The sequence below is a fragment of the Mesorhizobium sp. DCY119 genome, assembly GCF_003590645.1.
In the GTDB taxonomy this organism is placed as follows: Bacteria; Pseudomonadota; Alphaproteobacteria; order Rhizobiales; family Rhizobiaceae; genus Mesorhizobium_M.
The window spans coordinates 3,601,455-3,625,095 of sequence record NZ_CP031834.1; the positions used below are offsets into that span (position 1 = coordinate 3,601,455).

Here is a 23,641-nt window from a genome sequence, read left to right on the forward strand (position 1 = left end):
TGGTTGTGCGGACCGAAATCTCGTCCCGATTTCCCATCGCGATTATTTTCGTTTCGCACGCAGCAGAAGGTCGAAATAGGTTCTGACCCTTTGCGACGTTTCCTTGACGTGCGCCTCGAGCACGCTGAAATCCGGAAGATCGGTAATAGCCAAGAGCATGTCCGAAAGGCCCGGCGGCACATCCTGCCGCTCGAAATGGCCGGTCAGGCAAAGCCGGATCATCTGTGTCAGCGACACATAGAGCGAAAAGGCTTCGCCGAGTTCCTGGCGCACCTGCGCGTCGGCAAAACCGGGCGCAAGCCGTGCGAGAATTTCACCGGTACCGGTGGTGCGTTCTCCGGCCTCAACCCGGCCGGTCAGGACCGCCACCTGGGCGATGAATTCAAGATCGATCAGTCCGCCAAGAATGAGCTTGATGTCCCATAAGTCTCTCGGCGGCTTTTCCTCCTCGATCATCTTGCGCATGTCGCCCGCTTCCTTGGCGACCTTCGCCGCATCGCGCGGCAAGGCGATGATTTCGGCAACCTCGGCTTCGGCGGCATCGCAAAGCGTCTCGTCACCTGCAACGGCACGTGCGCGGGTCAGCGCCATATGCTCCCAGATCCAGGCCTCTCCGCGCTGGTATTTGCGGAACGCATCTATATGCGTCGCCACCGGACCCTTGTTGCCTGATGGCCGCAGGCGCAGGTCGAGTTCGTAGAGAACGCCCTCGGCAGTGGGCGCGGAAACGGCGGCAATCAGCCTCTGGGTCAGGCGCGTGTAATAATGCGAGGGCGCTAGCGGCTTTTCGCCGTCGGATTCCTCCGCATCGGCATCATGGTCGTAGAGCAGGATGAGATCGACGTCGGAGCCGGCGGTCAGTTCGCGGCTGCCAAGCTTGCCCATGCCGAGAATTGCGGTCTTGCCGCCCTTAACCTTGCCGTGGCGCGACGAAAACTCCTCGATCACCGCATCGAGTGCTGCGCCAATGGTCAAATCGGCTAGATCGGAAAAGGCCCTTCCCGCCCTCCCGGCGTCGATGGAACCGGCCAGCAGGCGTACGCCGATCAGGAATTTCTGCTCGGCGGCAAAGATGCGCAGCCGGTCGAGCGTTTCCTCATAAGTCTTTGCGGCTTCCAGGAAAGCTGCGAGCCGACCTGCAAGATAGGCCCTGTCGGGCAGTTCGGACAAAAGGGCCGGATCGAGCAGACCATCAAAGACATGCGGCCGCCGCGTGATGATGCCCGCAAGTCGGGGTGCAGCTCCCATGATCGTCGCCAGCAGCTTCAAAAGTGCCGGATTGGATTGCAGCAGCGAAAAGAGCTGAATGCCAGCGGGCAAGCCAGCCAGAAAATCGTTGAAGCGCAACAACGCTTCGTCGGCACGCCGCGTCTTGCCGAAGGCTTCGAGCAGCGCTGGTGTCAACTCGGTCAGCCTCTCGCGCGCCTCGGCAGACTGCGTGGCGCGATAGCGTCCGAAATGCCAGGTGCGGATCACGCGGCAAATGTCGCTGGGCCGCTCGAAGCCGAGCCGATGCAAGGTTTGAAGCGTATCGGGGTCATCGACATCGCCGGTGAAGACCAGATTGCCGATGCCGGAAGAGAGTTCAGGCGCTGTCTCGAAAAGAGCCGCGTAATGCTGCTCGACCTGCTGCAGCGACGCCCGAAACTCCTTTGAGAACGCATCCGCATCAGCAAATCCGAGCATATGGGCGATGCGTTCCAAGCCTTCGTTGTCCTCGGGCAAGGTATGCGACTGCTCATCGGCCACCATCTGGATCGCATGCTCGACACGGCGCAGGAACCAGTACTGGCGCGTCAGAGCATCCCTCGCCTCGGCGGTGATCCAGCCCCGCGCGGCGAGCTGCCCAAGCATTTGCACGGTTTCGCGGCCGCGCAGTTCCGGAAAACGCCCGCCCGCGATCAATTGCTGGGTCTGGACGAAAAACTCGATCTCGCGGATGCCGCCGCGCCCAAGTTTGACGTTGTGGCCCTTCACCGCGATTTCGCCGTGCCCCTTGTGGGCGTGGATCTGGCGTTTGATCGAATGCACATCGGCAATCGCGGCGTAATCCATATATTTGCGCCAGACATAGGGCTGCAATTCCCTAAGGAAGGCGGCGCCCGCTTTCAGATCGCCGGCAACCGGACGCGCCTTGATCATGGCGGCTCGCTCCCAGTTCTGGCCACGGCTCTCGTAGTAGAGCAGCGCCGCCTGGACCGGGATCGCCAGCGGCGTCGAGCCAGGGTCAGGGCGCAGGCGCAAATCGGTGCGGAAGACATAGCCATGCTCGGTGCGGTCCTGAAGGATGCGGACCAGACGCCGCGTCAGGCGCGCGAAAAGCTCTGACGCGTCGAGCGGATCGATGACCGCCGGCGCTTCAGGCTCGAAGAACACGACCAGATCGATATCGGAGGAGAAATTCAGCTCATGCGCACCGAGCTTGCCCATGCCGAGCAGTATCCAGCCAGACCCTTCGGAAGGATTTTCGGGATCAGGCAGCTTCAGCTTGCCCTGGAAATGCGCTTCGCGAAGCAGGAAATCCACTGCGGCACCCGTGCATGCATCCGCCAGGTCGCTCAGGCGGCGAACAATGGTCGCGGTGTCGGCTTCGACAGCAAGATCGGCGAGCGCGATCAGGAAATGCGCTTCCAGCTTGAGCTTGCGCAGCGCCATCATCAGCGTCTTTTCCGAGACGTCCTCTGCACGCGCCGCGGCGGCGATAGCGGCCCGGATCGAGAGCAAGCGCTCATCGATAGTCTCGTCGAACAACGCATCGAGGATGTCCGGCCGCCTTCGAGCGCAATCGCGCATGAAACTGGAAAGGTCGAACACAGCTTCCAGGAATGCGGCCAGCTTGCTTTTCCCGGCCAGCAATTCGGCGACCCGCGGAAAGCCATCTTCTTCGGCCGAGGCAGCAATCTCGGAAAGCTCGCGCCTAGCCCGCGCGCGATCCAAAGGCGTCAAGCTGGCGGTCGATCCACGGAACCAGTTCTCGGTTTCCGCTTTTGCCGTCTTCGCAGCCGACCCTGCCGTCATTTCCCTGCCTCCCTCTGTGGAAAGGTCATAATGACAGATAATCCCGGATTGGCTGACGAAAGTTCGAGCCGGCCGTGGTGAAACTTCATGATCGCCTTCGCGAGGCTGAGCCCCAGGCCGGAGCCTGGTTGCGAGCGGCTTTTCTCAAGCCGCACGAAGCGTTCAGTGACGCGTTCCCTGTCGGTATCATCGGGGATGCCTTGGCCATTGTCGGTAACGCCGAGCCTGATTTCACCGGCATTTCTTTCAAGCGTTACCCGAACCATGGGTTTTTCCGTCGAATCCACCGAATATTTGATGGCATTGTCGACGATGTTGGACAGCGCCTGAGCAACCAGTTCCCGGTTGCCATCGATAATGAAGGAGCCATCGACCGCCGTTTCCAATCCGACGCCCACTTCTTCGGCCACAGGCTCGTAAAGCTCGACCACGTCGCGGACGGCGGCGGCAAGATCGACTTTCGAAACCGCCTCGGCCGAGTACCCCGCTTCCAGGCGCGAGATCATCAGGATGGCGTTGAAGGTCCGGATCAACTGGTCGGATTCAGCGATCGTGCCTTCAAGCGCGGCCCGATATTCGGCGGGCTTCTGCTGCCCGGACAAAGCCGCCTCAGCGCGATTGCGCAGCCGGGTCAGCGGCGTCTTCAGGTCGTGGGCGATATTGTCCGAGACCTGTTTCAGCCCCTCATTCAGATTGGCGATCCGCGCCAGCATCGTGTTGAGGTTCTCGGATAGGCGGTCGAATTCGTCACCGGCACCAGTCACCGGCAGACGGCCCGACAGGTCGCCACCCATGATGCGGCGGCTCGCTTCGGAAACACTGTCGATATGTCTGAGCGCGGTTCGACCGACAAAATACCATATGAGTGCCGCTCCCAGCCCCATCATGCCGAGCGCGACCATCAAGGCACGGCGCACGACGGCTCGGAAGCGCTCCGGCTCGCCAAGATCGCGGCCGACCATCACGATCATCTGGTTGGGTAATCTGAGCACGACGGCGATTGCGTTGTGCCGTGCCTCGACGTCCATCTGGGCAGGCTCCGGATCGGTCGAGTTGTTGGTGCGCCGGTCGGCACCCTCGCCGAACCGCTGGTAGGAAAACGGTATCTCGGTCCAGCCGTCGGTGTTGAGAACCCCTGGCTGAAGGCTCTGGACATTGCCGGAGAGGATGCGGCCATTGGCGTCGGCAATCAGATAGAGATTGGCACCGGGCTGGCGCGACCGCCTCTCGATCGTGCGCACCAGCAGCGGCAGTCCGCCGCGCTGATAGGCACTGCCAAGGCCCTGCACTTCCTCGTTGATCGTCTCCATGGTCTGCCCCGTCAGCATGCGCGCCGACAAGGATGTCATGTAGAAGACCAGAAGAACCGCACACAGCGTGAAAAGGATCAGATAAAGTGCCGACAGTCGGGCTGCCGTCGTTTTCATGATGGCAGGCAGTCTCAAGGCCATGTGTTATCCGGCCTTGAGCATGTAGCCCGCACCACGAACCGTATGCAGTATCGGACTGTCGAAGCCCTTCTCGATCTTGCCGCGCAACCGCGAAACATGCACGTCGATGACATTGGTCTGCGGATCGAAATGGTAGTCCCAGACATTTTCGAGCAGCATGGTGCGCGTAACCACCTGCCCCGCGTGACGCATGAGGTATTCGAGCAACCTGAATTCGCGCGGCTGGAGCGTGATGTCCTGCGAAGCGCGGCGAACGGTATGCGAGAGACGGTCGAGTTCAAGATCGCCGGTGCGATAGACCGTCTCGGCCTCGCGGGAGGCAGCGCGGCGATTGAGGACTTCGATCCGCGCCAGCAATTCGGAGAACGCGTAAGGTTTTGTCAGGTAGTCGTCGCCGCCGGCGCGCAAGCCCGTGACGCGATCATCGACTTCGCCCAATGCTGAGAGAATAAGCACAGGAGTGGTGTTGCCCCGCGATCTAAGGCCAGCGATCACGGAAAGCCCATCGCGGCGCGGCAGCATGCGGTCCACGATCATGGCATCGTAGTCACCGGAATCGGCCAGCGCGAAGCCTGTTTCGCCGTCGCCGGCGACATGAGCCGTGTGCCCTGCCTCGGCAAGCGCCTTTTCCAGATACTCCGCCGCCTCGCGGTCGTCTTCGATAACGAGAATCTTCATCGCACCACTATACGCGATTTCTGCCTGTTCCATGATGTTAGCGTTCATTCGCGATCTCCGGAAGTTTGCGGCAACAGGCCGATGGGAGCCTGTTGCCGCTGGAGCCGATGCGGACTGACAAATCGCGCCTGCCCCTTTTTCTCCGGCGCGACGCCCGGGGGGTGTTGAAATCGCCGCGCCGAAGGAACTCTATCTGCGGGTCAGCCCTTTGCTACCGGCAGCGTTACGAAGCGGTTGGTATCGTCACGAGAGACCTGCACCAGCACTGCCTTGCGGCCAGCCTTGGCGGCGTCGGACATGGCCTTGGTAACGTCGTCCGCGCCCTTCACCTCAACCGAGTTCACCGCCATGATGACGTCACCGGCCTGGATGCCACGCTCGGCAGCGTCGCTGTCGGGTTCGACGGCAGTCACGACCAGCCCCTTGCCGTTATCCGCACCGGTGACGGTCAAGCCGAGATCGGCAAGTGCATCCGCCGGCACTTCAGGCGCAGACTGCTGGTCGTTCGACGCCTGCTTGTCGGAGCCGGGCAGTTCGCCAAGGTCAAGCTTGACGGTTTCCGATTTGCCATTGCGCCAAAGCGTAACGTCGACCGAGCTGCCGGGTGCAAAGCCGCCGATGAGACGGGCGAGCTCGCGGGGCGAGGCTACGTCCTTGCCGTTGATCTGGGTGATGACGTCGCCCGCCACGATGCCAACCTTCTTGGCCGGGCCATCGTCCTGCGCCTCGGAGACCAACGCACCCTTGGCGCCGCTCAGGCCGAGGGACTCGGCGATTTCCGTGCTGACAGGCTGGATCTGGACACCGAGCCAGCCGCGCTGGACCGAGCCGTTCTTCATCAGGTCCTGAACAACAACCTTGGCGGTGGACGCGGGAATCGCAAAGGCGATACCGACATTGCCGCCCGAAGGCGAGAAGATGGCCGTATTGATGCCGACGACCTGGCCGCTGAGATTGAAGGCGGGACCGCCGGAGTTGCCACGGTTCACCGCCGCGTCAATCTGGATGAAATCGTCGTAAGGGCCAGCACCTATGTCACGGCCGCGTGCCGAGACGATGCCGGCCGTAACCGTGCCGCCCAGGCCGAATGGGTTGCCGATCGCGACGACCCAGTCGCCGACGCGAACCTTGGAGTCGTCAGCAAAGTCGACATAGGTGAACTTGCCATCGCCTTCGACCTTCAGAACGGCAAGGTCGGTGCGCTGATCGGAGCCGATCAGTTTGGCGTCGAGTTCCTTGCCGTCATCCATGACAACAGTGAAGGATGAACCTCCGTCGACAACGTGGTTGTTGGTGACGAGATAGCCGTCTTCGGAAATGAAGAAGCCAGAGCCTTGCGAGACAGGCCGCGGGCCACGCTCACGGTCCGGGCGGTTGAAACGTCTCTGTCCACGCTGGTCGCCTTCGCCGTCGCCACGGAACTGGCGGAAGAAGCGCTTCATCGGATGATCGTCAGGGAGATTGTCGAAGCCGCGGGGGCCGGGTGTAAAATCGCCGCCGTCATCGGAGGTCGGCTGGATTTTGGCCTTCACCCGAACGCTGACCACTGCGGGCGTTACACGTTCGACCACATCGGCAAAACCGGGGGCCTGGGGGGCGTCGACGCGCACTGCCTCGGCGAAAACCGGGACGGTGCCGGAAGTGACCGCGCCAAGGCCGATAGCCCCGGCTATAGCCATGGAAGCAGCGGCGGCCAACAGCCGGCTGCGGGTCTTCGAAACGGGCGTGGGGGAGTTGGTCATGAAACTATCCTCTTCAAAGGGATGCGTCTGAACCGCATCCTCTGAAAGATGGATAGAGAAACCTACATTACAACGCTCTTTCCGCTGGATGAAACTTTCGTAATGTTTCGTTGGAACCCAGCGGTTCTCAGTCCTTGCGCAGAATTTCTTCGAGCGCTTCGTTTTCCTTGGCCGTAAGTGCCGGCACATCGGAAACGCGCCGGTTTCTGGCGGCATAGAACATCACCACACCGCCGCACAGAAGCAGGATCAGCGGCGCGCCCCACAGCAGCGCATTGCGCAAGCTGAAACGCGGCTTCAGGAGTACGAACTCGCCGTAGCGGGCAACAACGTAATCCAGAACCTGCACGTCGTTGTCGCCGGCAACCAGGCGTTCTCTCACCAACACCCGCAGATCGTGGGCAAGCTCGGCATCCGACATATCTATGGACTGGTTCTGGCAGACCATGCAGCGCAGTTCTTCGGAAAGCAGGCGCGCACGTGCCTCAAGAGCCGGATCCTGCAGCACTTCATTGGGCAGCACCGCATAGGCCGCACCGCTCCACACCAAGGCCAGCAGCAGTGCGACAGCGGCGAAAGGCGACGCGCGTTTCATGACGTCGCAGGGCTCGGCCTGGCAGGTTTCGCTCGCCGCGCCGGTGCGCCGACGCGCAACCGCCGGTCGGTCAGCGATACGGCACCCGCTATCATCATCACCAGCCCGCCGAGCCAGATAAGCGTGACCATTGGCTTCCACCACATGCGCACGACAACTGCACCGTCCGTCGTCTCGTCACCCAGCGAAATGTAAAGTTGACTGAAACCAAGCGTCTTGATGCCGGCCTCCGTCGTCGGCATGCGGCGCGCGGGATAGAAGCGCTTGGACGAGATGATTTCGCCCGTTGCATTTCCGCTTGCACCAAGAATCACGAAGCGTCCCTGATCTTCCGTGTAGTTCGGCCCCTGGAACGGATGCAGACCTTCGAAGCGTACCGTATGACCGGAAAGCTCGACGGTCTCGCCAGCACGCATGGTCAGTATCTTTTCGGTCTCGAACGAGACGACACCTACGATCCCAAGCACGGAAAGTCCGACGCCAAGATGGGCAAGAGTAGTGCCGAATACCGATCGCGGCAGGCCGACGAAACGGCTCAACATGACGCGTGGAGCAACGTTGCCGAAGCCGGACTTCAAGACAATATCGGTGAGCGCGCCAAGAATGAGCCAGAAGGCAAGCCCGATGCCGAGGGCGGCGAAGACCGTTTCCCCTTCGACGGCGAGCATCGTGACCAGCACGGCCAGCAATGCGCCGCCGAATGCGAACATCAGCCGTTGAGCGGCACCGAAGATATCACCGCGCTTCCATGCCAGGAGCGGCCCGAACGGAACGAGCATCAGCAACGGCACCATCAGCGAGCCGAAGGTAAGGTTGAAGAAGGGGGCACCAACCGAGATCTTGTCGCCAGTAATCGCCTCTATGACCAGCGGATAGAGCGTGCCTATGAGAACCGTGGCGGCAGCCGTCGTCAGGAACAGGTTGTTGAGGACAAGCGCGCCCTCGCGGGAAACCGGCTGGAACATCCCGCCGGCGGTCAAGCTGCCGGCGCGCAGGGCAAAGAGCGTCAACGAGCCTCCGATAAACAGCATCAGAATGCAGAGGATGAAAACACCACGGCTCGGGTCGGTGGCGAATGCGTGAACCGAAGTCAGTACACCCGATCGAACAAGGAAGGTTCCCAGCAGCGAAAGCGAGAAAGTGAGGATCGCAAGAAGCAGCGTCCATATTTTCAGGGCCGAGCGCTTTTCCATGACGATCGCTGAGTGAAGCAGCGCCGTTCCGGCGAGCCACGGCATGAAGGACGCATTCTCGACCGGGTCCCAGAACCAGAAGCCGCCCCAGCCCAGTTCGTAATAGGCCCAATACGATCCCATCGCGATACCGCCGGTCAGGAACAGCCAGGCGGCAAGCGTCCATGGACGGACCCATCGCGCCCAGGCGGCGTCGATCTTGCCCTCGATCAGGGCCGCAACCGCAAAGGAAAAGCAGACGGAGAAGCCGACATAACCGAGATAGAGAAGCGGCGGGTGTATGGCCAGGCCGATATCCTGAAGGATCGGGTTGAGATCCCGCCCCTCAATCGGCGCCGGCACCAACCGCGCAAAGGGGTTGGACGTCGCCAGGATGAAAAGGAAGAATGCAGCACCGATCCAGCCCTGAACGGCCAAAACATTAGCACGCAACGTGTTTGGAAGGTTGGTGCCAAACACCGCGACCAGCGCGCCGAAGAACGTCAGGATCAGCACCCAGAGCAGCATCGAGCCTTCGTGGTTGCCCCATGTGCCGGTGATCTTGAACAGCATCGGCTTGAGCGAATGCGAGTTCTCCCAGACATTGGCGACCGAAAAATCGGACTGCACATAGGCCATGGTGAGGGCGGCAAAGGAAAGTGCCGTCAGCGCAAAACCGGTGACAGCGACCGGGCCACCAACAGCCATCAGCCGCTCATTGCCGGTGCGCGCGCCAAACAGCGGCACCAGCGACTGTACCAGGGCCAGCGCAAAGGCCAGAACAAGCGCAAAGTGACCGGTTTCAACCATTACGAACCGCCCCCTGCCTGTTCATCCTGCCAGACGCCCTTGGCTTTCAGGCTATCGGCAACCTCTTTCGGCATGTAGTTTTCGTCATGCTTGGCAAGCACGCTGTCGGCGACAAAGACGCCGTCGGCGCCAAAGGTGCCTTCGGTGATGACGCCCTGATCTTCCCGAAAAAGATCGGGAAGAATGCCGGTATAAGTCACCTTAACCGAATTTTCCTTGTCGGTTACGCCAAAGCTGACCTCAGTGCCCTGCCCTCGAACGATCGTGCCCTTTTCGACAAGGCCGCCGAGGCGAATGCGCTGACCTGGTTCGAGTGTGGCCGTCTGCAGATCGGCGGGCATGTAGAAATACGATGCCTTCTGGCCAAGCGCGTAAAATGTAAGACCGGTCGCGGCGATCAGAAATGCGGCGCCCGCTGCGATCACCGACAATCTCTTCTGTTTACGCGTCATACCAGCTACTCCGTCGCCGAGAGGCCAAGAGTGGCTGCAAAGTCGGCGAATTTCCGACCGTCCTCGGTCGAAGCGCCCAAAGCGGACAAACCGCGATTGAACGCTGTGCGCGCATCATCCTTTTTGCCAAGCACGAGATACGAGCGCACAAGCCGCATCCAGCCTTCCGGATCGTTCGGATTCTCGCGCAGCTTTTCGTCCAGCCCGGCCACCATGGTTTCGATCATTGCGGTCCGGTCCGTCGGCGACATGGAAGCCGCGGCATCGATCTCGGTCTGGGTCGGGCCTGTGGAGGGCTTTTGTGGACCAGCTTCCGCCAGACGCTTCCTGGTCTCGGCCAGTGCCTGTTCCGTGGGGCTTCGCCAGGGCGAGTCACCGGGAAGGAGCGCCAGCATGGCCTCCCAGGCCTTGGCGGCTTCCGCCATCTTGCCATCCTGAACCAGCGCCGTGGCCAGATAAAAGCTTGCTTTCGGTTGTGTAGGCTCAAGTTTCAGCGCCCGTTCGAAAGCACGCTGCGCGTCTGAAGATACAATGCCCTCACCGGCATCGGTAATCGCCTCGCCCAACCCTGCTTCACGCGTTGCGGTAGAGCCTTCCAGCCGGATGGCGTTGCGGTAGGCCGTGGCGGCTTCATCGAAACGGCCGAGCCTCAGATAGACCGGCGCCAACACGTCCCAACCGCGTCCATCCTGCGGGTTCGCAGCGAGATGGCCTTCTGCCCGTGCGATGAGTTCGTCGACCGAACCGTCTGCCGGGTTCTGCGCCAGCCTCTCCTGCAGCGGCTGGGACGGGACATCCGGCGACCCGATGGCCGCATAGAGCCCCCAACTTATCAATGGAATTGCAAGGACGGCCACACCGCCGAGTACCCGACCGCTCGTCGCAAAGCGCGGAACAGAGCCGCCTTCGCCGCCACTGCCGGCCCGGATGATCCTGCGCGCGATCTCGGCGCGAGCCTGTTCCGCGTCCGCGGGAGCGATCAGACCCCTTGCCATATCCCGGTCGAGTTCCGAGAGCTGATCCCTGTAAACTTCGAGATCATGCTCATTGCCGCCGGAATCGCCCTTCGGCCGGCTAGCAAGCGGCAATAAAACCGCAAGGCTAGCACCGAGCGTGAGCAGGGCTGCAACGATCCAGAACATCATGCACTCTTAATAGACGCCACCAGATTCCATGCCAACATCATCCGCCTGCGGCGGATTAGCGTCCAACCCTACCTTATGCCAACACGCTGAAACGGGCGTCAGGTCAGCGGAGTCCAGCTGCCATCGGTGTTTCGGCAGGCCGTCCCACGCGCGGTTCGGGTTTGGCCAGAGGCATAGACCGTATGGGTATACTGTCGGCAATCCTGCGATCCAACGCGATAGGGCTGCGCCGCGACCACCTGACCCGAGAAACCTGACCGCTCGCTTTTCCATGAAACGGGCTGGCCGCTTTGCGTGTATTCAAGCGCCTTGTACTCAGCTTCAAGCGCGCTTCGACGATCCCGATCGTCCATGCCAGCGCCGGCCGAGCCGCCAATCAGCCCATTGCCCATCGCCGCGAGAATCGTTGAGGCGACTTTTCCATTTGCCGAACCGGCCTGATTTCCGGTTACGCCGCCCACGATAGCGCCGGCGGCGGCGCCCACTTTCGTGTCGGACAAACCGGTCGTCGTGCACCCCGAGACGGCAAGCAGTCCGGCAACCAGTGTCACGCGAAATTTCATGCTTACCACCAGCTCCGAATTTGCAACCATGATCAAGGGCTTGGACGTTGCGTTAGTGTTGATATTTGGCCGAAATTTGGCCGCTTGCCTATGGCCGAACGGCGCATTCTTCCTATTGCACACTGCGAAGTTGAACAATCGCACTAAGACCGCCCATTGCAGACCGCTCGAGCATGAGCTTGCCGCTGTATTCGTTGACGAGATCCGCAACGATCGCAAGGCCCAAACCCGAGCCTGGCTTGGTTTCGTCGAGACGCCGACCGCGTTTTAGCGCTTCGCGCGCCTTTTCCTCGGGTATACCCGGTCCATCGTCCTCGATCGTTATCGAGAACATGCCCACCGCATCCTCGCCGTGGGTCTGATCAACCGACACGCGCACAGTGCTATTTGCCCATTTCATGGCATTTTCCAGCAGATTGCCGACGATTTCCTCCAGGTCTTCGCGTTCACCGCCGAATACGATTTCCGATGACGGTTCTACGAGCGTAAGCTGGTTCTCCGGCTTCAGCTTCTCCATCACTCGCACCAACCGGTGCAAAATCGGGGAAATGGGCGTCCGGTAGACGACGCTATCGCGCTGCGCGGCCACACGAGCGCGCTGAAGATAGTGATCGACCTGGCTTTGCATGGCTGTTGCCTGATCCGAGATAAGCTTTCCCTTTTTGCCTCCCAGGGCGCGCCCCTCGTTTATCAAAACGGCAAGTGGCGTTTTCAGCGAATGCGCCAGATTTCCGACCTGAGTGCGCGATCGCTCGACGATGCGCCGGTTATTGTCGATAAGCGCATTGGTTTCGTTGGCCAGCGGCTCGATCTCGGCTGGAAACTTGCCGTCCAGCCTCTGGGCGGTCCCCTCACGCACCATAGCCAGCGCCTCACGAACCCGGCCAAGCGGTCTCAGGCCCAAAAGAATCGCGATCGCATTGATGGCGATCATCCCCACGCCAAACAGCGAGAGATAGGTTAGGAGACGTCGTTCGAAGACGCCGATCTCATCTTCCAGTTCCGTCCGGTTCCCCATGACGCGAAAGCGCGCGATCCGATTCTTTGCATCGAGCACGAACTCGCTTTCAAACACTTCGAGATCTTCGCCGGCGATGCCCTTGGTTTCGTAATTGCGCTGGAAGCTGGAGTTGAACGGAACCTCTTCGGCAGTCGGCGACGGAATCGGCTCCGTCATCGACAGCGAACGAAGCGAACCGCTCAGGCCAGGTGAGGCTGGCTCGACTACCCAGTACCAGCCCGAATTTGGTTCGGAAAATCTGAGATCGCCGAGATCAGGGCCACCGGTCAGCACGCCGGGCTCCGACACGCCAACAGACCCGATCAGGTTGAAGAGATGGGCAGACAAAAGGCTCTCGAAGCCCCGTTCGCTCGTCTGTTGATAGAGCGTGGCGATCACCGTGTAGATGGCAATGAGAGCAAGAACCGCCCAGATGGTTGAAAAGGCGACGACGCGAAATGCCAGCGAGCGGGGTCCGACGGTCATCTGCTATGTCCGCCGGGCAAAATCGATGTCTGGAGACGTTCGGGCCTCACACGCTAGGCTCACGCATGCGATAGCCCATGCCGCGCACCGTCTCGATCATGTCGATGCCCATCTTCTTGCGAAGCCGGCCCACGAACACCTCGATCGTATTGGAATCCCGATCGAAATCCTGATCATACAGATGCTCCACCAATTCGGTGCGTGAAACAACCTCGCCCATGTGATGCATGAGATAGGCAAGCAGCCTGAATTCGTGGGAGGTCAATTTGAGCGGCACGCCATTGACGTCCGCTTTCGAGGCTTTTGTATCGAGCCGCAACGGACCGCATGTCAATTCCGAGGAAGCATGGCCCGCGGCCCTGCGAATGAGCGCACGCACGCGCGCCAGGATTTCCTCGATATGGAAGGGCTTCGTCACATAGTCGTCGGCCCCTGCGTCGATGCCGGAAACCTTGTCGCTCCAGCGGTCGCGCGCCGTGAGAATAAGCACAGGCATCTTGCGGCCGTTTCGCCGCCAGCGTTCGACCACGCTGATCCCATCCATCTGCGGCAGACCGATATCGAGCACGACAGCGTCATAAGGTTCGGTATCGCCGAGGAAATGCCCTTCCTCACCGTCGAATGCCGTGTCGACGACATATCCGGCATCGCTGAGCGCCTCTGACACCTGACGGTTCAGGTCCTTGTCATCTTCTACGACCAGTATGCGCATGATTTTATTCGCCTGTTACCGCAAACGGGGGTCAGATATAGGCCGATTCCAAGCTGTGGGGAAACAACGCAAACCGGAACTCAGTTCTGCGGAACAACGAACTCGGAACGTCGCGGCCGCTCGCCATCCTTGCCAGGCACCAGCACGACGATCACGCAGACAGCCTGACCGCCGCGGGTTGCCGAGCTCGCTTTGGCAAGCGTGCCGCCATTCTGAGCCGCGACCTGCTGGCCGATCGAATAGCAGTCGGCAGCAGCCACGATCAGCGGCTGTTCATCGGAAAATTCGTCCGCTCCTGCCGGGAGAGAGAATACCCCCGACAACAATACGCCTGAGGCGCTGAGCGCCAGGGCAGCAGACCGGAATTTTGAGCGAAGCGTTTTCATGCGTGTCGTTCTACCCAATGACTGCTGAACGTGAAATGAACGATAGATCAGCAGTATTGGAGCAGGCTGGCAAGCCTGCGACGATCCCTGTCATTTCAGCCGATCCGGTCTGTCGCCGACAGTCGCGCAATAATGGCAACAATGCCAGCCAGCCCTGTAACAACCTGAAGTATAGTGTCCGTCAGGACAGCCTGATCGGTATCGTCGACAGAAAGACCAATCAGCCCGGCCGTTGCGGCCATAACGGTGATCACAGACGCCCAGATCGTGCGCGAGAGATACCAGGGTTTGCTTTCGTTCATCGCTTGTTTCTTTCCTTTCAGGAGAATTGGAACACTAATTCAGCACAAACCGCCGGCCGACCGGGATGCCCCAACCGACGGCTACGCTGAGTTGCCTTACGGTCACGTCGATCTCGCCGGCCGCGGAACCCAGATCCGATGCGATGGAAGTTGCCGGATAAAGCCACCTCGGCTCCAAAACGGTTACGGTGCGAATCGCAACCCCGTTCGGCCGGGCGATCTCGATCTGATATTCTTCACGTTCTTCGCCGAGCGGGATTTCACTTGCCGACCAGCTATCGGCATCGATGCGGCCCCGCCGTATCCAGGAAATCGAGAGGTCGCCATTCGTCCTTAGTGTCGCGCGCAGATGGACGGGCGATAGCGGTAACTGCGCGCGCAAACCTCCGGTTGCCGATTGCGTTACAAAACTGGCGCTCGAAAAATCCGTTCCCACGGGCCCGACACGCCAGTTGAGAGGAAGGCCGATTTCGCTGGCCAACAGGCCCCCTGCCTGAACCGCATCGTCCAGCATGACAAAACTGGCGCCGGCAGCGGCACCGGCCATCATCGCGTCGTTCGTTCCCAACTGACCGCGCAACAGATCGCCAAGCCGCCAGACATCGGGAGCTATTTCTTCTGCCGTCCGGAACTGCACGATTTCCCAGACGCCAGCCGTCGATCTGATTGCCGCTGCGTTCGCGCCGTTCAGATACTGAAGGGAGCTGACGCTCGCCACTTCCGCATCGAACAATTCCACGAGGAGGGAGCCGACCTGATCGACGCGCCCTTCGAATCCGGGCGCCAGGGCCTCGACCAAACGGCCGACATCTGCCGGGCGGGAAACCGATGCACGTTGTACGAAGCCCGTCTCTTCCGGGGATACGAAAACCAACTGGCTCTTCCAAGGCTTTTGCCAGACAGCGACCTTGAACTGATCTTGAGGCAGGCCACCGGATGGGGCGGGCAAGTCGAGGAATTCCACATGTGGCAGGCCAACGAGTTGCGCCGCCATCGGCTTCGCCTCGATCCTGCTTGACTGCCATGGTGCTGGAACCGAGCGCACTATCTGCCGCGCAGCGACTTTGCGGACCAGACCCTCCTCTATTCCTGTGACCAGAAATTCAGAGCCACCGGCCAAGGACGGCAGACGTACGATTGCGCCCGGAACAATGTCCGCCGTTTGCGCGGCAACCGCGAAAGTCACGGTCTCACGTTCGCACCAGACACGCCGCATCCAGTCTGCCAGAAGCGCTTGGCCCTGCCCTTTTTCCAGCACGCCCGGGAACGAAACGGTCTGCTGGCGGCTGCCTGACGCGCCGAAACGAACGGTTCTGACGGATGCCGCCTGATACTCCGTCAAAGGGTCTCGAAATGCGAGGATGCCTTCAACCGGCAGTTCATGGTCGGGCACGCGAACGGTTTCAACCATGGCATCACCATCGTTCCAGACCAATTCATCGATCTCAATCGACCCGGAAACCTGCGAACCGGCGCTTCGAAAGACGAGCCGATCGGGCTCTTCGGTGACAGAAAGATCAAAGAGTTCGATGATCGGCTCCAGCGCTGAGCGCGCCGTAGTCGGATCGGAGATGACATAGCCATGAACCGTACCATCTGCGTCCGAGACCTCGGCAGGCGGAAGACCATGATCCCTAAGTATCTGGTTCACCAGTGCGCCAACGCCCGGGCTTTGAAGCCGCCCATTCAGCCAATGGCCACGCTGCCAGTTGTCGCCATCTCTCCAGATATCGGTGCGAAGCGGGAACGCCGGAAATGGCCGTGCATCCCACGCCCATAGATACATGCGCGCCGGATCGACCATGCGCCCGCCATAGACGGGGGAGACCGGGTTCCAATCGTCGATGAAATCCAGCCCTGCCGGGTCCCAATGCCGAAAGTGAGCATCCAGAAACCGTTGCTGCGCCAGATCAGACCGGCCGCCATTTGAAAAATACGGTTCCGCGGTTTCAGCTGACTTCGGATCCGGAAAAACATTGGGCTGGTTCGGCCCCTTGTCCACGGCAGGGCAGCCGAGTTCGGTAAACCAGATCGGCTTGGAACAGGGCACCCAATCGGTCGGTGTCAGGACCTCCTGTCCGCCCAGATGATCGTAATGCGGATTGCTCCACCAGTTTACGAGATCCTTGTATCGGTACACCCAGGGCTTTCCGTAGGCTCCGTCCGTGATCGGCGTGCGGGCGCGCAGCTTTCGTGCGCCATAGGATGCATAGTGCCAGTCGTAGCCCTCGCCGCCGGCTATCGCGCCGTTCATGCTGTTTTCGTCGTAAGGCCCTGAAAAACCGTCAGGATTTTGCAAGGAGTAATCTGAATCACGCCAATCCGAGAGCGGCATGTAGTTGTCTATGCCGATTGCATCGATGGCCGGATGCGCCCACAGAGCGTCGAGGTGAAAGCAGACGTCACCGCTGCCGTCGGCCGGGTGATGGCCAAAATATTCGCTCCAATCGGCGCCGTAGGTGATGGTGGTATCAGGGCCCAGGATTTCGCGCGTATCGGGGGCCAGCGCGCACAGCGCCTCGACGAACGGGAATTGGCCGTCTCCATCGCGCAGCGTGGTCAGTCCGCGCAACTCGGTTCCGATCAGGAAAGCATCGACCCCGCCGGCGGCCTGCACCAGATGCACGAAGTGGAGCACAAAGCGGCGATAGCCCCAGTCATCCGCCGATCCCGAAAACAGGATCGTTCCATCTGAAGCGGTGAACTGATTTCTCTGCGCGCTGCCGCAGAATGCCGACACCTGCGTTCGCGCCGCCATCGTCTTGTCGGCGGTACCCGGCCGCATTGCCGCCGGATTGGCTGTAATCCTGCCGCGCCATGGGTAGCTGGCCTGAGCCGCATCTCCATAAGGGTCTGGCAACGTGTTTCCGGCCGCAATGTCCATCATGATGAACGGATAGAGCGTCACTTTCAGGCCGCGCGCCTTGATCTCGCGGATCGCGGATATGATGCTCCGGTCGGACGGCGTGCCACCATAGGCAGCGCTGCCGTCAACCGAAGATACAAGCATCGCAGCGTCGCGACCGACGCCCGAGGCTCTCCAGCTTTGGGAAAAGCCTGCAGAAAGCCGGCTGGTCACGCCGGGACGAACCTTGCAGTTCCCGGCCCTCAGATCGTCGCCATACCAGGTGGCAACCAGAGCCACGCGCTCGAGATTTGGGCAAAGCATCTGGAGTTCGTCCAGCGATGCCGCGAGATTCGTGCCGGCATGGAGAATATGGCGGTTCTCGGCCTCAGTCTCGCCGGGCCTTTTCTGACGCGTCACCAGTTCCGCTGAAAGGCCGTATTCGGTCGCCCCAGGAATGAGCGAGATGGCGCGAGCGTTTCTGGCCGTACTCCCGACCGGCCGCAGGATTTCAAACTGGAACTGCGGTATCCGGTTGCCGTATTCGCCAAGCGCAAAGCGATCGATCACGACATAGGCAAGACCGCGGTAGGCCGGCGCATTGCCGCTGCCCTGCTTGGCCTCAATCAGCGGATCGACGGGTTGATCCTCGGTTCCGCGATAAATCCTGATCTCAAAATTGTTTCGATCTATTTCGCGGCCATCCGCCCAGATACGGCGAACACCAGCGATTTCACCTTCGCACAGCGCAAAGGCGACATTGGCGAAATAGGAATACTCCGTGACGCGCGCGCCGCCCTTGGACCCTTGGCGCTTCGTCGAACGGGTTTCCTCGAAATGCGTCGCCCAGATCAAGGTACCGCCCAGACGGGCCGCGCCATAGACGCGTGGGATCGAGGCCCCCTCCTCTGCCGTGAAGGCGCGTGCGCCCGTCAGGCGCGGTCCTTCCAGATGGCGGGTACTGTCGATCAAGGCACGGTCGATGGCATAGCCGGCCAGGGCACCGGCGGCCGATCCAATCGCGCTTCCGACAGGACCGAGCACACCGCCAAGAAACGCCCCGGCGGCTTGCAGCAGAATGGTCGCCATTAAGGCCTCCGGAGGTCAGTTTGTCTTGGGATATTCGGGGAAGGCGAACACGCCGGCGATGCGGCGTCTCCACTGCGGCACCAGCGCCGATACGACCACCGCGCTGCCTTGATAAGCGTGAATGAAACGATCCGGTTCGAGCAGAATTCCCGCGTGCTTTGCCGCCAGATGCGGACGCCAGCGAAACAGGATCAGATCACCTGCAGTCAGCTCATCCGCCGCTCTTTCGAAGCAATGCCGCCGTGCCGCCGAGAGCAGCAAGTCTTGCTCACCCGCCTCGGCCCAGTCCGGAGCATAGGGACCTGGTAGCTCCGGCTCCCTCCCGTAAATCTCGCGCCAGACCCCGAGGACCAGGCCGAGGCAATCGCAGCCCACGCCCTTGCGCCGGCCCTGATGGCGATAAGGCGTGCCGAGCCAGCTTCGCGCCTCGGCCAGAATTGCCGCCGATATCTCTCCAGGGCTCATGGTACGACTGGACGTCCATCGAACTGGCCGCCCTCCGTGACATAGCCATAGGCGGCGTCGTTGCCCGGAAGATGCGGAAATCCTCGGAAATTCAGCGAGTTCGAGAACTTTGCCTTACAGGTCGCGAAGGTCTTGTCGCAGCCGGCCTTGATCGAAAAGCTGTCCCCCGAACCGATGGCAGGGCCATTTCCGGGTCGTAACATCAACACGATACCGCGTATGTCGCGGCGATGATCTGCCACGCGATCGGTTCGTCCGGCTCGCGTACCGCCCGTCCAGGTCAGGACGCCTTGGGAGAACCAGCCAGCTTCGAATGCTTCAAGTCCGGAAACCACAATCGTATCGGCACCATCCAGGGACATCACCGTGCCTGCTCCGCCGTATCCCGGTCGGTTGAGCAGAAATTTGCAGCGCGCATCGCCCAGTTCGGCGTCGCAGGAACGGGTCACGTAGCGCCCGTTCGGCTGATCCAGCGCATGCGTCATGCTTTCCATCTCGGCGACAAAACGCTGGTCGCTGCGGGTGATCTTTCCGATCGTCGCCGTACGCAACAAGGCAAAATTACCAGGCTCGCGCCAGTCGACGAGAAAAGTCTCGACTTTCGCGCGATCGTAAAGCCCGGCGGCGACATCATCGTCGCTGATAAGCGCGGATGACAGCGCTCCCTCGATATCGACCGTATCGACGGCCAGTCCGATTGTTTTTCTCGCTTCGCTCGCGCTGAAACCCGATTCAGGCTCAAACGAAGTTCCATCGAAGCGCAAAGCACGGTCATGGTCGGTGTAGCCGGTGACCTGTCCATCGACCCGAGTCATCCGCCAACAGTTGCAGACGGTGGTGATGTCGCGCGACAAATGCTCGGCAAGAGCTTGCGGATAGGCGTTCAAAGCTGCACCTCGATCAACGGAATGGACGGTATCTGCCCCGCCTTGAAGGCCGTCAGGCTCATCGACATGCGCTCTATGTCGAACCGCACAGGAACGTCGAACTCGTAGCCGGCTGTGACTGCAGCCCCCAATGGCGGGATCGCATTTGCAGCAAAGACGATCTCGCCTGTTTCATCATCGAAGGCAAAGGATCCTGCCGATACCTCGACGCCACCAACGGCAACCTTCAACGTGCCCGGCGCGGGCTTTCGCACGAAGCGAAGATAAGCCTCGTCGCCGGTCCCATAGCGTTTCACCAGCGCATATCGAGCCGTCGCACCGTCGCCGCTTCCCAATGCCTGATCTCGCGCCGACGGCGTATCGGCCGGACAGCAGGATTTCATGTCGAAGGGGTCGCGAAAACGAAACGCGTGCAGCGACCCGCGTCTGGCTTCGAAGAAAACCAGCACGTCGTGAAGGTCCTCCAGCGATCTTACGCCGGTCCCAGCGTCGTAGTGATGCCGTGACTGCGAGAACCGGGCATTGCGTTTTTCGCGGCCGGAGGTCAGTGCGACAATCTCATTGCGTCTTTCGGGTCCGCCGGTCGCACCGAAGGAGATCGCAAGCGGAAACCGCACATCGTGAAAACCGGAAAGTTCCGTCATGCTCGTCCTCAAAAGGTTCTTGTGCCGCGCGATACGGCACGCGCCAGCATGCCGGTTATCTGCGCTTCGGATTTACGGAACGAGGCCGCGTCCTGAACCGTGACATTGAACACCACGTTGACCGGCGAGCCGCCTCCCGAAGCCGCGACCCCCAGCCGCCCATCGGCCGATCTCTGCAGCGGCAGGATCGCCTCCGATCCCGCCTCTCCCATCAGGCCGATATTGCGGCCCATCGGAAAATAGCTGGGCGTGGAAACCACGCCACCGCTGGCGAACGGCACCACATGACCGGGAACGCCGCCCTTGGCGAAGGGCAAAATCCCGCCAAGTCCGCCGAGCAGTCCCGAAAACAGTGATCCAGCCAGCGATTGAAGCGGCTTCAATCCTTGCTCAAGCGCCATCCCGGCCAGGTTCAACCCGACGCGGCGCAGAACATCGTCGAGTTCCCGGCCGTTGATCGCGGCATTTTTCAGCGCTCCCGTCAGCTGGGTGCCGAAGCGGTCCGACATTTTCTCCAGATTTTCGAGCGCCGTCTGGAAGGGTGTCGTGTCGGCATTTATCGAGACGATCACGTCTTCGGCCATGCTTCCTCCTGTAAGGATTTGTCGGGAAAGGCGCGCATGAGTGACACAAGATCACTGCGTCGCGGCGCAGCGCCCTTGCTCGGAGACAGCGCGCTGATCGCGCGTTCAAACTCGCGGGGCGTCATCGACCAGAATGTCTTTGGAGAAAGCCGCAGCAGGCCGAAACCCATGGCCATGACGTGGTCCCACGGGAATTCGCTTTGTTCTGCCGCTGCGGCCTTCAAGGGTTTGGCGAAGGCTCACCCTGTGCGGTGCCGAATGTCGTGGTCAGCAAGTCCGAGACGATTGCTGCAAAGCCTGTCGCGCCGTTTGCGGCCTGCATGCCACCGACGTCATCGTCCGATATGTCGTGGCCAGCACCACGCAATCCCGCCCCGATGATGCGGATCATGTCGAGCGCCGACAGGCGCCCGCGGGAAAACCGCTCGACCAGCGCGCCGAGATCGTCAGCCGCATAGGCGGCTTCCAGTTCCGCCAGTGCACCAAGCGTCAGGCACAGCCGATAAGTCTTGCCGTCGAGTTCTGCGGCGATCTCGCCGCGCCTTCGGTTTACCGTCATGGCATCACCGTGAAGCTGACCGGCCCCGCGGATTCGAGAGACATTTCGAAAGTGACTTCACCGTCGTGACTGCCGGTATATTCGAGCGAGGTGATCTGAAAGGCTCCCTGGACAGTCCCGAAATCCGGGACCAGAAACTGCCAGCTCGATATTTCACCAGCGAAGAAACGCTGCCGGATGGTCGCGTCGGACTGCGCATCCTTGAATATCCCGGAGCCGCCGATGGAGGCGCGCTGCACGCCGCTGCCGGCAAGCAATTCCCGCCAGCGTCCGACCGAGTCTGAATCGGTGATATCGACGGTCTCGCTGTTGAAGGCGATACGCTTCGACCTTAGGCCGGCAACCGTGACGAAACTGCCCGCTCCATTGGAGTCGAGCTTGAGAAGAAGGTCCTTGCCTTTCTGTGCGACCATGGTGGTCTCCTGATTTTTTGTTGGAAGTGTGCGGCCGCGCCGGAGCGCGAATACTCAGGCCGCTTCTTCGGTCACCGCGCGATAGCGCAGCAAGCCGTGATGGACCGAAAGGTCCTCGTCATATCGCGCCTCGGCGAATTCGAGGCGCATGTTCACAAGGTGATGTTCGTCGAGCGTAAGGGAACCGCCGTCCAGACACGCCCGGGCAGCTTCCATGACATCCAGCGTTTCCTTCTTGCCCTTGGCCTTCGACCAGACATGAAGCGTGAAAAGCTGCTCGGTTCCGCTTTCGGTTCCGGTGCTCCAGTCGTAGATGCTCGTGCGCCCGAAGGTGATGTAGGGAAACGCGATATTGGCGGGAGCATGATCGTAGATCTTGCCGCCGCCGAGAAGCACCGTCAGGGCCGGGTCGCCGCCGAGCGCGACGAAGATCGCCTTCTGCAATTCAGCGGCTGGTGCGGTCATCGTCCTGGTCCCCCATCCTTCGAACCACGCGATCGGGGATATCCTCTCCGATCAACGGGGTTCGCGGTTGCGTACGGTAGCGGCGTTCGGCGTTCTCCGCCAGATCGTGCGCCTTCCAGCGCAGGGAACGCAAAAGGCCGTCGAGCGTCATTGTCATCGCCACTTTCATCGCCCCTCCTCCCGTACCCTGCAGACCATATATCGGCTGGTCTCGTCGGGATCATGAACGGTGACGATTTCGAACACGCGCTCCTGCCTGACGAAGCGCATGCCGCTTGCCACGCCATCGCGCCGCCTGATCGTGACACGATGGGTCACCGTCTCCAGTGACTGCCCGGCGCCGAAGACGCTTTGTGCCCCCACCGGCTCGACCATAGCAAAGACAGAGGCAATCTCGGACCAGGTCTCGCCATGCCCGCCCAGACCATCAGACGTTACAACGCATTCCTGCAACGCCAGCTCGGTCCTCAGTCGGCCCGGGTCGATAAAGGTTGCGTTCATCACAGCCTCCGCTCGCGATAGCCGGCAATCAGCCGGTCGTAGCCCGCCGGATAGGAAACCGGCTGATCTGCCGCCCCGTAGCTGGCGCGAAACTCGTACCAGTGGGTAACCAGCATCATGACCGCGCGCTTCAACAGGTCCGGCACGTCCGTCCCGGCCTCGCCGAAACCAGCAGAAAAATCGATCTCGATGCCGTTCATCGCCCGCATCGGCTCGGGACGCTGTTCGAAATGAATACGCGCGGGCCGCGAAAGCGTGTCGACCTGATAGTCCGCCGGATCGACCAGCGAAGCTTCTCCTTCGCTGCCGAAGACCGTCACGGAAAGGATTTCCTGTACCGGGCAACGCGCCAGCACCACGCGACCGCTGCGCGGCCAGCGATCCATGGCCAATCGCCAGCTCTGGCTGATCATCGCAACGCCGGTTACCCGCTCGACATCCTCGCGTGCCGCCTTGATCAACCCGGACAGCAACTCATCTTCGGTGTCGTGCGATAGGCGCAGATGGCTTTTCACCGCCGTCAGCGTCACCGGTTCGACGGCCGGATCGACCGTTCGGAAAAGCGTCATTTGCGCACCTCGTTTTCGGATTTCAAAAAGAAAACGGCCCCGGCTGGAGGAACCGGGGCCGCCGCGACAATGCGATCGACGAGAGGGGTGGCTCGCCGTTTAACATTG

General features: G+C 60.9%; 25 protein-coding genes. All 25 read right to left on the reverse strand.

The features are described 5' to 3' along the window. Window positions 1-42: 42 nt before the first annotated feature. The 25 genes from DZG07_RS17525 to DZG07_RS17645 all read right to left on the reverse strand — a co-directional run bounded on the left by DZG07_RS17525 (window position 43) and on the right by DZG07_RS17645 (window position 23,533). Window positions 43-3,018: a bifunctional [glutamine synthetase] adenylyltransferase/[glutamine synthetase]-adenylyl-L-tyrosine phosphorylase gene (locus tag DZG07_RS17525; protein WP_119819120.1), complete on the reverse strand. Its 2,976-nt coding sequence runs from the start codon at window positions 3,016-3,018 to the stop codon at window positions 43-45. Continuing rightward, complete coding sequence (locus tag DZG07_RS17530; RefSeq protein WP_091913905.1) at window positions 3,015-4,469, reverse strand: ATP-binding protein; 1,455 nt, start codon at window positions 4,467-4,469, stop codon at window positions 3,015-3,017. The genes DZG07_RS17525 and DZG07_RS17530 overlap by 4 nt, the downstream gene beginning before the upstream one ends. A gap of 3 nt (window positions 4,470-4,472) precedes the next feature. Further along, complete coding sequence (locus DZG07_RS17535; protein WP_091914086.1) at window positions 4,473-5,147, reverse strand: response regulator transcription factor; 675 nt, start codon at window positions 5,145-5,147, stop codon at window positions 4,473-4,475. Window positions 5,148-5,347: 200 nt separating this feature from the next. Continuing rightward, the gene (locus tag DZG07_RS17540; protein WP_119819123.1) at window positions 5,348-6,889 is read right to left on the reverse strand and encodes a Do family serine endopeptidase; all 1,542 of its coding nucleotides are present in this window, start codon (window positions 6,887-6,889) and stop codon (window positions 5,348-5,350) included. Between the two features lie 127 nt (window positions 6,890-7,016). Then, the gene (locus DZG07_RS17545) at window positions 7,017-7,484 is read right to left on the reverse strand and encodes a cytochrome c-type biogenesis protein (RefSeq protein WP_119819126.1); all 468 of its coding nucleotides are present in this window, start codon (window positions 7,482-7,484) and stop codon (window positions 7,017-7,019) included. Beyond that, entirely contained in the window at window positions 7,481-9,466 is a 1,986-nt protein-coding gene (locus tag DZG07_RS17550) for a heme lyase CcmF/NrfE family subunit (RefSeq protein ID WP_119819129.1), read from the reverse strand. Before DZG07_RS17550 ends, DZG07_RS17545 begins: the two co-directional genes overlap by 4 nt. Next, complete coding sequence (gene ccmE, locus DZG07_RS17555; RefSeq protein WP_091913901.1) at window positions 9,466-9,918, reverse strand: cytochrome c maturation protein CcmE; 453 nt, start codon at window positions 9,916-9,918, stop codon at window positions 9,466-9,468. Before ccmE ends, DZG07_RS17550 begins: the two co-directional genes overlap by 1 nt. A 5-nt stretch (window positions 9,919-9,923) precedes the next feature. Then, on the reverse strand, window positions 9,924-11,063 hold the full coding sequence (gene ccmI, locus DZG07_RS17560) for a c-type cytochrome biogenesis protein CcmI (protein ID WP_119819131.1): 1,140 nt from the start codon (window positions 11,061-11,063) through the stop codon (window positions 9,924-9,926). A 98-nt stretch (window positions 11,064-11,161) separates the two neighbouring features. After that, window positions 11,162-11,656, reverse strand: coding sequence for a hypothetical protein (locus tag DZG07_RS17565; protein WP_348626423.1), 495 nt, complete (start codon window positions 11,654-11,656; stop codon window positions 11,162-11,164). 82 nt (window positions 11,657-11,738) lie between these two features. Then, window positions 11,739-13,112, reverse strand: coding sequence for an ATP-binding protein (locus DZG07_RS17570; RefSeq protein WP_119819134.1), 1,374 nt, complete (start codon window positions 13,110-13,112; stop codon window positions 11,739-11,741). Between the two features lie 46 nt (window positions 13,113-13,158). Beyond that, entirely contained in the window at window positions 13,159-13,824 is a 666-nt protein-coding gene (locus DZG07_RS17575; RefSeq protein WP_091913898.1) for a response regulator transcription factor, read from the reverse strand. Between the two features lie 80 nt (window positions 13,825-13,904). Continuing rightward, a complete protein-coding gene (locus DZG07_RS17580; RefSeq protein ID WP_119819137.1) occupies window positions 13,905-14,210 on the reverse strand; it encodes a hypothetical protein in 306 nt (101 codons plus the stop codon). A 95-nt stretch (window positions 14,211-14,305) separates the two neighbouring features. After that, window positions 14,306-14,512 carry a hypothetical protein gene (locus tag DZG07_RS17585; RefSeq protein WP_119819140.1) on the reverse strand — a complete coding sequence of 69 codons (207 nt, stop codon included), beginning with the start codon at window positions 14,510-14,512 and terminating at the stop codon, window positions 14,306-14,308. A gap of 34 nt (window positions 14,513-14,546) precedes the next feature. After that, on the reverse strand, window positions 14,547-18,446 hold the full coding sequence (locus DZG07_RS17590; RefSeq protein WP_119819143.1) for a glycoside hydrolase TIM-barrel-like domain-containing protein: 3,900 nt from the start codon (window positions 18,444-18,446) through the stop codon (window positions 14,547-14,549). A gap of 15 nt (window positions 18,447-18,461) precedes the next feature. Then, on the reverse strand, window positions 18,462-18,911 hold the full coding sequence (locus DZG07_RS17595) for an NlpC/P60 family protein (protein ID WP_119819145.1): 450 nt from the start codon (window positions 18,909-18,911) through the stop codon (window positions 18,462-18,464). Continuing rightward, window positions 18,908-19,798, reverse strand: a complete 891-nt coding sequence (locus DZG07_RS17600) for a DUF2163 domain-containing protein (RefSeq protein WP_119819148.1) — start codon at window positions 19,796-19,798, stop codon at window positions 18,908-18,910. The genes DZG07_RS17595 and DZG07_RS17600 overlap by 4 nt, the downstream gene beginning before the upstream one ends. Continuing rightward, window positions 19,795-20,442, reverse strand: a complete 648-nt coding sequence (locus tag DZG07_RS17605; protein ID WP_119819151.1) for a DUF2460 domain-containing protein — start codon at window positions 20,440-20,442, stop codon at window positions 19,795-19,797. The genes DZG07_RS17600 and DZG07_RS17605 overlap by 4 nt, the downstream gene beginning before the upstream one ends. 8 nt (window positions 20,443-20,450) lie before the next feature. Next, on the reverse strand, window positions 20,451-21,026 hold the full coding sequence (locus DZG07_RS17610; RefSeq protein WP_091913891.1) for a phage tail tape measure protein: 576 nt from the start codon (window positions 21,024-21,026) through the stop codon (window positions 20,451-20,453). Beyond that, window positions 21,011-21,250 carry a rcc01693 family protein gene (locus tag DZG07_RS17615; RefSeq protein WP_091913890.1) on the reverse strand — a complete coding sequence of 80 codons (240 nt, stop codon included), beginning with the start codon at window positions 21,248-21,250 and terminating at the stop codon, window positions 21,011-21,013. The genes DZG07_RS17610 and DZG07_RS17615 overlap by 16 nt, the downstream gene beginning before the upstream one ends. After that, window positions 21,247-21,585 carry a gene transfer agent family protein gene (locus tag DZG07_RS17620; protein ID WP_119819154.1) on the reverse strand — a complete coding sequence of 113 codons (339 nt, stop codon included), beginning with the start codon at window positions 21,583-21,585 and terminating at the stop codon, window positions 21,247-21,249. Before DZG07_RS17620 ends, DZG07_RS17615 begins: the two co-directional genes overlap by 4 nt. Beyond that, complete coding sequence (locus DZG07_RS17625) at window positions 21,582-21,998, reverse strand: phage major tail protein, TP901-1 family (protein ID WP_119819157.1); 417 nt, start codon at window positions 21,996-21,998, stop codon at window positions 21,582-21,584. Before DZG07_RS17625 ends, DZG07_RS17620 begins: the two co-directional genes overlap by 4 nt. Window positions 21,999-22,052: 54 nt before the next feature. Next, window positions 22,053-22,463 (reverse strand): DUF3168 domain-containing protein, encoded by a 411-nt coding sequence (locus DZG07_RS17630; RefSeq protein WP_119819160.1) that lies wholly within the window; start codon window positions 22,461-22,463, stop codon window positions 22,053-22,055. After that, window positions 22,444-22,632, reverse strand: a complete 189-nt coding sequence (locus DZG07_RS17635) for a hypothetical protein (RefSeq protein WP_119819163.1) — start codon at window positions 22,630-22,632, stop codon at window positions 22,444-22,446. Before DZG07_RS17635 ends, DZG07_RS17630 begins: the two co-directional genes overlap by 20 nt. Further along, window positions 22,629-22,964 carry a phage head closure protein gene (locus tag DZG07_RS17640; RefSeq protein ID WP_119819165.1) on the reverse strand — a complete coding sequence of 112 codons (336 nt, stop codon included), beginning with the start codon at window positions 22,962-22,964 and terminating at the stop codon, window positions 22,629-22,631. Before DZG07_RS17640 ends, DZG07_RS17635 begins: the two co-directional genes overlap by 4 nt. Then, window positions 22,964-23,533: a head-tail connector protein gene (locus DZG07_RS17645; protein ID WP_119819168.1), complete on the reverse strand. Its 570-nt coding sequence runs from the start codon at window positions 23,531-23,533 to the stop codon at window positions 22,964-22,966. The genes DZG07_RS17640 and DZG07_RS17645 overlap by 1 nt, the downstream gene beginning before the upstream one ends. Between the last annotated feature and the right edge of the window lie 108 nt (window positions 23,534-23,641).